Origin of the sequence: Methylocella tundrae, from assembly GCF_038024855.1 — a bacterium.
Lineage (GTDB): Bacteria > Pseudomonadota > Alphaproteobacteria > Rhizobiales > Beijerinckiaceae > Methylocapsa > Methylocapsa tundrae.
On sequence record NZ_CP139089.1, the window covers coordinates 1,239,984 to 1,253,839 of the forward strand.

Here is a 13,856-nt window from a genome sequence, read left to right on the forward strand (position 1 = left end):
TCCGATCAGACCGGTTCGATCTGATTGACAATAATATGCTCAAGCTTTTGAATCTAGAGCGATTTCTGATCGATCGAATGACTCCATTCGATCCCGAAAGCGCTCCAGGCGGCCGTCAAAGCGCCTGGCGCGAGGCGCGCGCGGATAGGACGCTCGGCCAGGGCGCGCCGCTGGCGAACATCAAGCCCCTCGTGATCCACGGCCCGAGAACCGGCGCGACCTCTGGAAAGCGCTTGACGAGGACGCTCGCAACGCGCGAGCGCGCCGACCAGCGCGGGCTCAAGGGCCCGGCGTCCGGGTCCGAGCAGTCGATTCGGCGCAGCAGCCGCGCATAATCAAAAGGAGTCCAGCCGCGCTGCAGGAAGAACGCCGCGCGGTCAATGAGATGGTCGACGAGAACCGCCTTGGCCTGGGCATTGCTGTCGCCGGAGCAGCCTGGCTGATAAGACAGAACATTGTGCAGCTGCGGCCGCTTCGAATAGATATTGCCGCCATGCAGGCGGTAGACTCCGATGGCGTCATCGATCAGGACGCTGCCGGTGATGGCGTTGACGCCGAGACAGAAATAAAGATCCGTCCCCGTGCGAAGGCCGCCAAGGGCGGGATTGTCGGCAAAAAGAACCAGAGCGTCACGGCGAAAGCAATTGCCGGATGTCGGCGACCAGACCCATTCATTGGTCATCGGCTCGACGAACCGGATGCGATCGAGAATCGAGCGGTCGAAGCCTTCCTCCGGCCAGGGCGCGCCCAACGCCTGGCCGGTAGCGTGCCGATAGGGCCGCACCGAATCGGCTTTGACGCCGCGATTGGCGCAGATCACGCGGTTGAAAGCTTCCTCCGAACCCAGCACCACCTGATCGTTCAGGACCTGAAGCAGATCGCCGGACGTGAAGCCGACGTGAACCCGCAAAGAAAGGTGCACGAAAATGTGCGAGCTGACGCCATGCGGCAGCAGCATGTCGTCGGCGTCGAGGAAGATCACATAGGGGCCGCTCGACGCGGCGAGCCCATCGAGCGCCGCGGGCGTCTGGCCGTCATTGGCCGCCCGCCGGACAACCTTTGCTTTGGGGTAGCGCGCCTCGATCCCGCGCAGGACGGCGGGACTTTCGTCCGTCGAGGCGTTGTCGACGATCACGCATTCGACGTTCGGATAGGTCTGACGAAAGATCGAATCGACGGCTACGTCGAGGAACCGGCCATAATTGTAATTGACGACGATGACGCTGACGAGCGGAAGGCTCAGCGCCGGCGCCTCGCGCGGCTCGCTTCGAAACCGCTCCGTCACTCGAACTTCGTTCATGGCTCATCCCCGAAAGCCGAGACATGGACGAGATTTCCGCCATCAGTCAATATTGACTTGTGCTCCGAAGGGTCCTGAGGACATTGTCCGGCCATGCAAGCTCCCGATCGCAGTCGTTGCGGCGCTCATTCCGGACAGTCCATCGCATGGCCCAATCTTCGCCCGCCGTCACCCGTTTTCATCGCCTCGGAGGGAGTGGGCTTACAGTCTCCGCGCTCGGCCTTGGCTGCATGTCCTTTTCCGGCGTCTATGGCGCCTGCGAGGACGCCGATGGCGCGGCCGTCATCAAGGCGGCGCTCGACGCCGGGATCAATTTTCTCGACACCGCCGACATGTATGGCTGGGGCCATAATGAAACGCTCGTTGGCGCTGCGATCGCCGGGCGGCGCGATGAGGTCGTGCTGGCGACGAAATTCGGACATGTCCGCGGGCCCGGCGGAGAAATCCGCGTCAACGGGCGCCCGGACTATGTACTCAAGGCCTGCGACGCCAGCCTGACGCGGCTGAAAGCCGATCATATCGACCTCTATTATCAGCACCGCGTCGACCCGCAGGTGCCGATCGACGAGACCGTCGACGCCATGGCCGAACTCATCGTCAAAGGCAAAGTGCGCGCCATCGGACTGTCGGAGGCAAAGCCCGAAACGATCCGCCGCGCTCACAGGATTCATCCGCTCGCCGCGGTGCAGATGGAATATTCGCTGCTCTATCGCGCCGAGGCCGAGGAGGTTCTGGCGACGACCCGCGAGCTTGGCGTCGCCTTTGTCGCCTATTCGCCGCTCGGACGCGGCCTTCTCGGCGGCGCGATCCGGTCGGCGGCTGATGTCGCAGGTGACCGGCGCGGCGAACATCCGCGCTTTGCGCCGGAGAATTTTTCACACAACCGCCGCCTTGCCGAGCGCGTCGCGGCGATGGCCGAGGCGAAGGGCTGCACGACGGCGCAGCTCGCGCTCGCCTTCCTGATGAGCCAGGGGGAAGATGTGACGCCGATCCCGGGCACGACGAAGACCAGCCGCCTTTTTGAGAACATCGGCGCGCTCGCGGTAAAGCTTGACGCAGGCGAGCTCGAAGAGCTCTCGACAATGATTCCGAACAATGCCGCCGCCGGAGAGCGCTATCCCGAGGCGGCGCTGAAGAACGCTTATCTCTAGCGAGTGAGGGCGCGCGGCGCTTTTTTCGGCGCGCGGGCGCGCTTGCGCCGGATGGCGGGCGCGGCGATGACGCATGCCTGAAGCTGGCGGGTTCACAGCGGCTGAATTCTGGTTTAGACACGTCTCATCACGAGTATGCCTCTAATAATTGCGCGCGGGTCAGCGCCTTCAGTCGCGCGCCATAGTCAACGAACCTCGAAACAATGCCGTTTCGAGCAAAGGCGCCCCGGACGCGCTGGCCGCAAGGCTCGGCGCGGTCTTTTTGCATGCCCTCGGGAACGCCGGGAGCGGCCCTGATCGTCAGGCTGCCCCGCTCCGAGGCGTTGTCTTGTCGCTGGTCAGGATAAAGGATCTCCCCTTTGCCTGGCTTTGCTCTAACGCCCGCCGCGACGGGGAAAGAGATTTTATGCCGAAGCGGACTGATATTTCGACGATCCTCATCATCGGCGCGGGTCCGATCATCATCGGACAGGCCTGCGAATTCGATTATTCCGGCACACAGGCCTGCAAGGCGCTGCGCGAGGAAGGCTATCGGATCGTCCTCGTCAATTCCAATCCGGCGACGATCATGACCGACCCGGACATGGCCGATCGCACCTATATCGAGCCGATCACGCCGGAAGTGGTCGCCAAGATCATCGCCAAGGAGCGCTACGCCATTCCCGGCGGCTTCGCGCTTTTGCCCACCATGGGCGGCCAGACCGCGCTGAATTGCGCTCTCTCCTTGAAGAAAATGGGCGTGCTCGACGATTTCGGCGTCGAGATGATCGGCGCCAGCGCCGAGGCGATCGACATGGCCGAGGACCGCGAATTGTTCCGCGAGGCGATGACGCGCATCGGCCTTTCAACGCCGCGCTCGCATCAGATCAAGACGCTGAGCCAGGCGCTCGCGATCCTCGATGACATTGGCCTGCCCGCCATCATCCGCCCCTCCTTCACTATGGGCGGCACGGGCGGCGGCATCGCCTACAACAAGGCGGAGTTCATCGACATTATCGAACGGGGCATCGACGCCTCGCCGACGAGCGAGGTGCTGGTCGAGGAAAGCGTGCTCGGCTGGAAAGAGTATGAGATGGAGGTGGTCCGCGACAAGGCGGACAATTGCATCATCATCTGCTCGATCGAGAACATCGATCCGATGGGCGTTCACACGGGCGATTCGATCACCGTCGCCCCTGCGCTGACCTTGACCGACAAGGAATATCAGATCATGCGCGACGCCTCGCTGGCGGTTCTGCGCGAGATCGGCGTCGAGACGGGCGGCTCCAACGTTCAGTTCGCGGTCAATCCGGCGGACGGCCGCATGATCGTCATTGAAATGAACCCACGCGTCTCGCGTTCATCGGCCCTCGCCTCGAAAGCGACCGGCTTCCCGATCGCCAAGGTCGCGGCCAAGCTCGCGGTCGGCTTCACGCTCGACGAGATCGCCAATGACATCACCGGCGGCGCGACCCCGGCCTCTTTCGAGCCGAGCATCGACTATGTCGTGACGAAGATTCCCCGCTTCGCTTTCGAGAAATTTCCCGGCGCCGAGAATATACTGACCACGGCGATGAAATCCGTTGGGGAGGCCATGGCGATCGGCCGCACCTTCGGCGAGAGCCTGCAGAAGGCCCTGCGCTCGCTCGACATCGGCCTTAATGGGCTCGACGAAATCGAGATCGAGGGCCTTGGCCTTGGCGACGACATGAACGCTCTGCGCGCCGCGCTCGGCCGTCCGACGCCGGACCGGCTGCTGGTCGCAGCGCAGGCGCTGCGCTACGGCATGACGCCGGACGAAATCCACGACGCGTGCAAAATCGATCTCTGGTTCATCGAGCGGCTGCGGGAGATTCTCGAGCTCGAGGCGCTGGTTCGCGCGCATGGCCTGCCGAATGACGCCGCCAATCTGCGGATGCTGAAGGCCGCGGGCTTTTCCGACGCGCGCCTGTCGGCTCTCTCCGGCGCGCCGCGCACCGCCGTGACCGAGCTGCGTCACAGGCTTAATGTGCATCCCGTCTATAAGCGGATCGACACCTGCGCCGCCGAATTCGCCTCCCCGACCGCCTATATGTATTCGACCTACGCGCCGCCCTTCGCGGGGGCGCCGGCCGACGAGGCGCGCCCCTCGGATCGCGAGAAAATCGTCATCCTCGGCGGTGGCCCGAACCGCATCGGCCAGGGCATCGAATTCGATTATTGCTGCTGCCACGCCTCATTCGCCCTCAGGGACGTGGGCTATGAGACGATCATGGTGAATTGCAACCCGGAGACGGTTTCAACCGACTATGACACCTCGGACCGCCTCTATTTCGAGCCTTTGACGCCGGAAGACGTGCTCGAAATCCTCGCCAAGGAGAATGAGTCGGGGCTGCTCAAGGGCGTCATCGTGCAATTTGGCGGACAGACGCCGCTGAAGCTCGCCAATGCGCTGCAAAAGGCCGGCATTCCGATTCTCGGAACTTCGGTCGATTCGATCGACCTCGCAGAAGATCGCGACCGCTTCAAGCGGCTGCTCGATCGCATCGGACTGAAGCAGCCGATGAACGGCATCGCCTATTCGGTCGAGCAGTCGCGCATCGTCGCCGCCGAACTCGGGCTGCCGCTCGTCGTCCGGCCGTCCTATGTTCTGGGCGGCCGCGCCATGGCGATCATTCACGATAATGGCGCCTTCGACGATTATCTGCTCGGCACCCTGCCCGGCCTCGTGCCCTCCGACGTCAAGGCGCGCTATCCGAACGACAAGACCGGCCAGATCAACACCGTGCTCGGCAAGAATCCGCTGCTGTTCGACCGTTATCTCTCCGACGCGGTCGAGGTCGACGTCGATGCCCTCTCCGACGGCGCCGACGTTTTCATCTGCGGCATCATGGAGCATATCGAGGAGGCCGGCATCCACTCCGGCGACAGCGCCTGTTCCCTGCCGCCGCGCTCGCTCTCCGCCGACAAGATCGCCGAACTCGAGCGGCAGACGAGAGAACTGGCGCTGGCGCTCGGCGTCGGCGGCTTGATGAACGTGCAATATGCGCTGAAAGACGGCGAGATCTATGTGCTCGAGGTCAATCCGCGCGCGGCGCGGACAGTGCCTTTCGTCGCCAAGGTGATCGGCGCGCCGATCGCCAAGATCGCCGCGCGGGTGATGGCGGGAGAGAGCCTTGCGAGTTTTGGTCTTGAGCCGTCCCGCTTCGATCATGTCGGCGTCAAGGAATCCGTCTTTCCCTTCGCGCGCTTTCCGGGCGTTGACACTGTGCTCGGACCCGAAATGCGCTCGACTGGCGAAGTGATGGGCCTCGACCGCTCATTTGCAGTCGCTTTCGCCAAGAGTCAGCTTGGCGGCGGCACCACAGTGCCGGTCTCGGGCAGCGTCTTTGTCTCGGTGCGCGATGTCGATAAACCGCGCGTCCTCGGCACGGTTAAGCTGCTCGCGGGGCTCGGCTTCAAGATCTTCGGCACGGGCGGAACCGCGCGCTATCTCGAAAGCGAGGGCGTGCCCGCGCAGCGGATCAACAAAGTGTCGGAGGGCCGGCCGCATGTCGTCGACGCCATCAAGAACGGCGGCATACAGCTTGTCCTGAACACCACCGAGGGCAAGCAGGCCCTGGCTGATTCGCGCTCCCTGCGCCGCGCGGCGCTCCTCCATAAGGTGCCCTATTACACCACTTTGGCCGGAGCGATCGCCGCCTCGGAAGGAATAAAGGCCTATCTCGCCGGCGATCTCGAAGTGCGCGCCCTCCAGGACTATTTCGCTTAACGATTCAACGCCAAATCAAGAACGGGACCGCCGCGCCTTCCCGCCGCGGAGCGAGAGGCGCCGGCGCCTTGGCGTCCTTTATGAAACGAGCCCCTTGCGGCGGCATTCATGAAGGTGTCTCTTATTCAATAACGGATTTGCAGCGGTGAAACGCTCAAATCCGGCGGCGTTTTATCGGCGCCTTAAGAAGCCGTCTCCCGACGCTGTGAGGACGTTGCGCCTTGGGCGGAGCGGTCTGTATTGGTTAAAGAGGATGTGAAAGAGAATCGCGATGGACAAGTTTCCCATGACGGCAGCGGGGCATCTCGCGCTCGAAGACGAGTTGAAGCGGCGCCAGCAGGTCGAGCGGCCGCGGATCATCCAGGCGATCGCGGAAGCGCGCTCGCATGGAGACCTGTCCGAGAACGCCGAATATCACTCCGCCAAAGAGGCGCAGTCCCTGAACGAGGGCCGCATCGCCGAACTCGAGGATAAATTGTCTCGCGCGGAGGTGATCGACGTTTCAAAACTGTCCGGAAACACGGTGATGTTCGGCGCGACCGTAACCTTGGTCGACGAGGACACGGACGAGGAAAAAACCTATCAGATCGTTGGCGAGACCGAGGCGGACGTGAAGTCCGGCCGCGTCTCAATCACGTCTCCCACGGCGCGCGCGCTGATCGGCAAGAAAGTCGGCGATACGGTCGAGGTCAATACGCCCGGCGGCGGTAAGAGCTATGAAATCTTGAAAGTAGCATTTCAGTGACCGTAGGCTCGTGCGTCACGTCAACGGGCGCATGAGCCTTGATCCCGCGACACTTCAGCGTCCCATGTTCTTCAAGGACTATTGAAGAGCATCAAATTCTTGATTCGCTCGAAAAACACGCGCCAAGCCGCTGACAAGGCTAACCGTTTTAGTCTTGCGGGGAGGACTGCTGCGACGCCTCAAGGGTTTTGCGCCTTCGTCGGCCGAGAGGCCCCGGCTTCAGAGAATCTCATGCGATCGCCTGCTCGGGCAAGTGATCCAATCGTCCAAAGGGGGCGCTTGATTTCAGGCCGGCGGATGCGCTGCAAGGCGCTCGATGACCATGATCAATTCGGCAAGGCCGAGGCTTTGCAGCCGTTCGCTTAGGCTGTTTTTCTTGAGACGGCGTAGCAAGCTGCACATGCCTGCCCCGCTCTTCCTGATCACGCGCCGCGGCGCAAGGAATGCCGCTTAGCCTTTCAAGGCCGCGTCGATGATTTTCGTCACCAGTTTCTCATTGAAGTCGCCGTTCTGATGCACCCGCTTCAATCCGGCGTCGGCGATCTCTTTTATACGGTCCGGATGCTTGAGCAGGGACAGGCAAAGATCCGCACATTCGTCGACCGTATCGAAAAACACCGCTTCCTCACCGTCCTTGTACATTTCGAGGTGATCGCTTGTGCGTTCGGCGCAGAAAAGCGTGCCGATGGCGGGGATCTCGAAGCTTCGCGTCGTGTGAAGGTCCTCGTTTCCCTTTGACAGAAGGCCGATTGCGATCGAAGCGCCCCGGATCGCCTTCACATAGTCGTCACCTTTGAGTTCCCCCAAAACGACGTGGGAGCGCAACTGTTCGTATTCCGGCGCCTTTTGCCACCTTGGTCCGTAAATGCGCAAGGGGACCCCGCGTTCGATGAGTCGGAGCATGATCGGTCCCCGTTCAGGCATCCACGTTCCAACGAAAGCGACTTTCGATGAAAATCGAGCAAGGTCCTCGCCACTCAGCTCGATCGGCCGATGGACAGCCTCGTCGGCCGCCTCTCTCGTCAGCAATACGCGCTTTGCCCCGGCCCGCGCGGCGCTATTGGCGCTGCTTACCCGATGGGTCGCAATCAAATCATAGAGAGGCAGCGCTGTCAGGAAGACGCGCCAGCGACCCTTATCCCTCGGCACATAGGGATTATCCTGATTATAATTGACGACGACCTTTGCGAGCGTCTTCAGATGGGCAATGCACGAGGCGTTGAGCAAGTCTCCGTGGTCGACAAAGGCGACGTCGAAAGTGGTGTTTCCGATTTGCTTGGCGACATAGCGCTCGACGAGCCACTCAACGCCGATGGCGCCTGTCCTGAAGCACCATGCATCGATCAACCTCTCAGGAATGAGCGGAACGAAGCGGCCGAGGTGGGGGTCAACGACAGTGACGTCATGGCCAAGCCTGCGGAGCGCCTTGATGCGCTGAATCGCAGTTCCCTCTGTTGGACCCAGATACAATATCTTCATTCGATTTACCTTCTGGCATCCGCCCTGCGACGAAAGACTGATGAGCATGATTTGCCGCGCTCATGGCGACGCGCGCAAGAACCTATGAACCGCCGCGGCAAAGCGCCGACGGACCGGGGGAGACAAGACACAGGGGCGCCGAACCCTCGCGCCGCTCAAAGCAGAAATCGCCAAGCTTACGCATTGTTCAGAGCCAGCTGGCGGGCGACTTCCTCGCTCGCCTCGAGGAGGTTGCGACAGACAGCGACGCCGAGACGGCGCGCGCGGTCGGCATCCGATTGTCCGTGTCCGGTCGTCACCAGAATGCCGACGGCGCCGACCGCGGCGGCAAGCTCGACGTCCGACCATTTATCGCCGATGACGAAAGAGCGGGATGGATCAATATCAAGATCGCGGACAGCCCAATGGATCATGCCTGGCAGAGGCTTCCGGCACCCGCAGTCTTCGTCCGGCGCATGGGGGCACCGGTACCATTTAGCGATGATGACGCCTTCGCCGGCGAGAAGCTCCCTGACCCGGGCTTCGACAGCGTCTGCCTCATCAACCGAGAAATAGCCACGCCCGATGCCCGATTGATTGGAGACGACGACGAAGGGAAAGCCATGTTTCGCCAGAGCGCGAAGACCGGCGGTCGCGGCGTCGAGAAGTTCGACCTGATCGGGATGAGAAGGATAGTTTCTTTCCACGATGATGGTTCCATCGCGGTCGAGAAAGATGGCTGGAGACGACATCCGCACCCCTAGCCGCGACGCGTCGTTTTGAAATGCGAATGATGCGGCAAGTTCAGACTCTCATATCGACGCGAGACAGATTGATCCTCAACCGAGACTGGCTTTTGCATTCAGCCTCAGAACGGCGCGTTCCGGCAGCACTTCACGCACCTTCGCGACGATCTGTTCCACTTTGACGTTCGTTACCCCATCCGCGCGATGCACGATCCGGTGCTGCTTTCCGTAAGGGTACCACTTGCGCGGCTTATTCAGGCTTCCAAATGGCGCGACGCAGACGATGCCAACCGCCGCGGCAAGATGCATCGGACCTGAATCATGGCCGACGAAGAGGCTCGCTCGCTTCAACGCCGCCGCGCTCTCACGAGGGGCCAGTTTTCCGCAGCTGTTCACCACCGTGCTCGGCCAACTCGCCGAAACCTCCTCCACGGCGGCTGCCTCGTCAGCGGCGCCGAGAAACAAAAGTCCATAGCCGCCGAAACTGCCCGATAGCTCACGCAACAATTGTCGCCAGTTTTCCTGACCCCAATGTTTCTCGATGACCTTTCCGCCCATGTTTATGGCGACGAAAGGATTGCCGGCGAAAGGCGTGATGGCCCGGTCGCCAGCCTCCTGTTCCGCCTCCGTCAGCAGCAAATCCCAATTTTTTGGATCATCGAGATCCGTCGGGCCTATCTCGGCGATCGAGCGCGCCAGGCGGTGGCACTCATATTCAACGAGGCCGGTGTCCGCTTCAATCTGATCGACTTGCAACGTCTTTGTGAGCGGCATCCCGATGAAGCGCGTGAAGCCGCAAAGGCGGAAAAACAAAAGGTCGCGCAAGACAGGCAGTCGCCCGCTCCGTGGAACAAGATAAATCAGCGTTTTCGCGCCAAACGCCCTAAGGCGCGACCACAATCTCCAAACATCCCCGATCGAACGCATCTGGATTGGATAGTTGACGACGCCGTCGATCAGGCCCGATTGGCCAAGGATCAGTTCGAGCGCGGCCGCTTTCGACGAGACGGGAATATTGGTCAGGACATAGCGTTCCGCATCGGGAAACACTTCGGCCAGTTTGTGAAAAGATGGCAGAGCAACGACGGTGTCGCCGAGGCTGCCGATCCGATAGATCAGAATGCGTTCGACCGGCTTTTGAGGTGCGGCGACGCACCTTTTTGTGACGGCGTCCACCTGATCCAACATGATTCACAAAAACCTTTTGTTGTTCCGACCCATACGTCCGACCGTCCACTATACTGTCACATTTCGTTTAGCTTGATCCCGCCGCAAGAATTTGACCACTACCAATGCGTTGTGACAACCCTGTCAAGGATTGAGCCTTTGCCGACGTCGCTCCCTCTGGGAACAAGGCCGGCCATACGCGGCAAAGCGCCGCATCGGCTGCCGCTCTTCGCATTGAACCGTTGCGTCGCGCTTGCGCCACATCAATGCGCTCGACCGAACTGATATCTAATGATTGTGAATTTAACATAGTCCACCAGGGAAAAAAAGCGCGTCATTGTCACGCCCCATGGGCGTCGCCCACTCCCTCCGCATCACCGGTAAGGATCGGATTGCGTGAGATAAGAAAGAACATAATCTGCAACTCCACCCTCGAGAGAATGAAACGGAATGTTGCAGCCGGCGCGCTGAAGCTTGCTCATGTCCGCTTGCGTAAAATACTGATAGCGATCGCGGATGCTCAGCGGCATGTCGACATACCGCACATCCACATTTTTGTTCAGGGCTGCGCCAATCGCCAGAGTAAGATCAAGAAAAGAGCGCGCCTTGCCTGTCCCCAGATTGAATAGACCGGAGACGTCCTTGTGCTCCAGAAGCCACATCATCACCGCGACGCAATCGGCGACATAGACAAAGTCCCGCAGTTGCTGGCCGTCTCGAAAGTCCTCGCGATGGGATCTAAAAAGCGAGATGGTCTCCCCCGCCGCAACAGCGGCGGTATTTTTGGCGACGAGACTCTGCATGTCGCCCTTATGCGACTCATTTGGCCCATAGACGTTAAAGAACTTCAGCCCGGCCCATTGCGGCGGCGCTATCCCCGCCGCGACCCGCTCCAGCGCCCAGCGATCGAAAGCGTGTTTCGACCAGCCATAGAGATTGAGCGGGCGAAGCTTATCGAGCGCGGGCGCCGACTCATCGTCAGTAAAGCCATTTGAACCATCGCCATACGTGGCGGCCGAGGACGCATAGATGAAGGGCGTGCGCTGCCGCGCGCACCAATCCCATAATCTGGCGGACAACTGAAAGTTTGTGCGCAGGATTTCATCGCCGTCCGAAGCGGTGGTCGAAGAAATGGCGCCCATATGGAACACCGCTTCCGCGCGCGGCGCCGTGCTCAGAAAACTCTCGATCCTGTCTGGCGTGACGACATCGTAAAAGCGCCGCTTGGCGATATTTTTCCACTTCGATTCATGACCAAGAGAGTCGAGGATGATGATGTCGGTGACGCCGCGCTCGTTCAGCGTCGCGACGATATTGGAGCCGATGAACCCGGTCCCGCCTGTTACAAAAATCATAGCGCCTTCCCGTTACGTCGATACGCCCGTCAGGGTCGTGCGAAAGAGCGTTGACGGACGAGCATCGCCAGTCGGTACGTCCTGTTCAGCTTTAGCATAATTTTCGAAAAATGCGCAGCCGCCTTTCGGAACGAGTGGCCTCCCCCAGAAAGGAAGATCATTTAAAACAAAAGGATACTGACTCCAGACTTAAAACAAAGCTTAAGCGGCCGGCGCGCCCGGATATCCCGGCCGCGCGGACACACCAACCCCTCAAGCGGGAGCCGGCGGGGTTCCGTTGAGCATTTCCTCAAGAAAACTGTGTATTGTTTGCGATCGGCCCAAGGTCGCGCCGACGCTTTGAACGGCTATACAGACAAAGCTCTTTTAGCACGAAATGTCCCTATTCAAAAGCCATGCGGCGCACCGCCCAAACGCAGCTCTCTAGAGGCTTCCGCATGGTCTATACAGGCCCATTTGGTTAATCCCTCTCGCTTAACTCTCCCGTAGCAGCTCTTCGACGAAAGCGCCGATCCCCGCCTTTAGTCTAACGGCGCGCCGCCGCTCGGCGGTCAGGATGGCAAAAAGATCGCTGAAGGTCGTTTGCAGATCGCGATTCACCAAGACATAATCATATTGGGTCCAGCGCAGGATTTCATTGCGCGCATTCTCGAGCCGCTTGGCGATGACCTCTGGCGGATCTTCCGCGCGGCGTTCGAGCCTGGCGCGAAGCTCCTTCATCGAGGGCGGCAGGATAAAGATCGTCACGACGTCTTCGGCCGTCTTTTGCTTGACCTGCTGAGTGCCCTGGTAATCAATGTCGAACAGGACGTCGCGCCCCTGCGCCAGCACTTTTTCGACGGGCTCGCGCGGTGTGCCGTAGCAGTTGCCATGCACCTCCGCCCATTCGAGCAGTTCGCCGCCGTCACGCAGCGCCTCGAACTGTTTTCGCGTGATGAAGGTGTAGTGAATGCCGTCGACTTCGCTCGACCGGCGCGGCCGCGTCGTCACCGAGATCGACAGCGTGAGATCAAGCTCCTTGGTCTGGAGCAACATGCGGGTCAGCGTCGTTTTGCCGGCTCCCGAGGGCGACGAGAGGATCAGCATAAAGCCGCGCCGGCCTGCGTCTTTGCGTCGCGGCAGATCGTTCGCGTCATCCGCGTTCCGGCCTGTCCCCTGTGTCGCGCGGTCCTCGTCTGGATGCATCAGCCTACTCGATGTTCTGAATCTGCTCACGAAACTGCTCGATTTCAACGCGCAGTTCGAGGCCAATGGTCGTGAGGCTCGCATCGTTCGATTTGGCGCAAAGCGTGTTGGCTTCGCGCGCGAGCTCCTGAGAAAGGAAATCCAGCCGACGGCCGACAACGCCGCCAGCCGCGAGGAGATCGCGCGCCGCGCAAAGATGGGTCGCCAGCCGGTCGAGCTCTTCCCTGATATCGGCTTTCGCCGCCAGAATCATCGCCTCCTGATGGAGGCGGTTTGGATCCAGATTGCTGCTTTCGCAGAGGGTTGCAATCGTTTGTTCGAGCCGCGCCCTAACCGCGTCAGCTTGTCTTGCCGGATTGGCTTCGGCCGCTTGCGTCAACGCGTCGATTCGGTCGAGACGGGCATCCAGCACGAACGACAGAGCCGCGCCCTCGCTTCGCCGCATCGCCAGCAAGGCCTGGATCGCCTTGTCGAGATCTTCCAGCGCGCCCGCGCGGGCGGCGGCGATCGCAGCCTCGGTTTCGGCTGCGTCGATGATTTCGACGACGCCCCGCATGGACAAAAGCCCATCGAGGCGCGCCGGCTCAAGATTTCGGGAAAGATCGACGTCAGCCACCGCCGCCACGAGCTTGCCGAGGAGCTCGTGATTGATGCGGATATCCGGGTTCAAAGCCTCGCGCTGGACCGACAGGGTCGCGTAAAGCGTTCCGCGCGCCAGCCGGTCCACGAGCCTTCGGCGCGCGTCAGCTTCAACCGCCTCGAAAGGCGGCGGCAAACGCAGCCGCGCGTCGAAACCCTTGGCGTTGACGGATTTGAGCTCCCACGCCCAGCTGTAGGCGCCGACGCCGCCCGCGATCCGGGCAAAACCAGTCATGCTGGCGATTGTCATTGTTTTAAACTTGAATGCTGGAGGAGCGGGGGCTTGAGCGCAACATAGGGCCGCGCGGCGGCTGGCTCAAGTTACGCGCCGGAAAGCCGGGCGATCTCGAGGGAAATCTGACCCGAAATTCTGTGAATTT

At 60.9% G+C, this 13,856-nt stretch carries 10 protein-coding genes; 3 read left to right on the top strand and 7 right to left on the bottom strand.

Going from position 1 to position 13,856, the window contains the following annotated elements; all coding sequences use genetic code 11:
* Positions 1-115 precede the first annotated feature (115 nt).
* Positions 116-1,300, bottom strand: coding sequence for a glycosyltransferase family 2 protein (locus SIN04_RS08195; protein ID WP_341264359.1), 1,185 nt, complete (start codon positions 1,298-1,300; stop codon positions 116-118).
* Positions 1,301-1,446: 146 nt separating this feature from the next.
* Here SIN04_RS08195 and SIN04_RS08200 point away from each other — a divergent pair, with 146 nt between their 5' ends.
* The 3 genes from SIN04_RS08200 (at position 1,447) to greA (ending at position 6,926) form a co-directional block, all read left to right on the top strand.
* A complete protein-coding gene (locus SIN04_RS08200; protein WP_134488218.1) occupies positions 1,447-2,451 on the top strand; it encodes an aldo/keto reductase in 1,005 nt (334 codons plus the stop codon).
* Positions 2,452-2,857: 406 nt separating this feature from the next.
* A complete protein-coding gene (gene carB / locus SIN04_RS08205) occupies positions 2,858-6,181 on the top strand; it encodes a carbamoyl-phosphate synthase large subunit (protein WP_134488220.1) in 3,324 nt (1,107 codons plus the stop codon).
* A gap of 271 nt (positions 6,182-6,452) precedes the next feature.
* Positions 6,453-6,926 carry a transcription elongation factor GreA gene (greA, locus tag SIN04_RS08210; RefSeq protein WP_134488222.1) on the top strand — a complete coding sequence of 158 codons (474 nt, stop codon included), beginning with the start codon at positions 6,453-6,455 and terminating at the stop codon, positions 6,924-6,926.
* A 450-nt stretch (positions 6,927-7,376) separates the two neighbouring features.
* On the opposite strand, the gene SIN04_RS08215 is transcribed toward greA, so the two are convergent.
* From SIN04_RS08215 to SIN04_RS08240, 6 genes are all read right to left on the bottom strand, one after another.
* Complete coding sequence (locus tag SIN04_RS08215) at positions 7,377-8,405, bottom strand: CgeB family protein (RefSeq protein ID WP_166795879.1); 1,029 nt, start codon at positions 8,403-8,405, stop codon at positions 7,377-7,379.
* Positions 8,406-8,581: 176 nt separating this feature from the next.
* Positions 8,582-9,136: a D-glycero-alpha-D-manno-heptose-1,7-bisphosphate 7-phosphatase gene (locus tag SIN04_RS08220; protein ID WP_134488226.1), complete on the bottom strand. Its 555-nt coding sequence runs from the start codon at positions 9,134-9,136 to the stop codon at positions 8,582-8,584.
* 87 nt (positions 9,137-9,223) lie between these two features.
* Positions 9,224-10,318, bottom strand: a complete 1,095-nt coding sequence (locus SIN04_RS08225) for a glycosyltransferase family 9 protein (RefSeq protein ID WP_341264360.1) — start codon at positions 10,316-10,318, stop codon at positions 9,224-9,226.
* A 353-nt stretch (positions 10,319-10,671) separates the two neighbouring features.
* Positions 10,672-11,652 carry an ADP-glyceromanno-heptose 6-epimerase gene (gene rfaD, locus SIN04_RS08230; RefSeq protein ID WP_134488230.1) on the bottom strand — a complete coding sequence of 327 codons (981 nt, stop codon included), beginning with the start codon at positions 11,650-11,652 and terminating at the stop codon, positions 10,672-10,674.
* A gap of 474 nt (positions 11,653-12,126) precedes the next feature.
* The gene (gmk, locus tag SIN04_RS08235) at positions 12,127-12,738 is read right to left on the bottom strand and encodes a guanylate kinase (RefSeq protein WP_134492364.1); all 612 of its coding nucleotides are present in this window, start codon (positions 12,736-12,738) and stop codon (positions 12,127-12,129) included.
* 103 nt (positions 12,739-12,841) lie between these two features.
* Positions 12,842-13,726 carry a YicC/YloC family endoribonuclease gene (locus SIN04_RS08240; protein ID WP_134488232.1) on the bottom strand — a complete coding sequence of 295 codons (885 nt, stop codon included), beginning with the start codon at positions 13,724-13,726 and terminating at the stop codon, positions 12,842-12,844.
* Positions 13,727-13,856 lie beyond the last annotated feature (130 nt).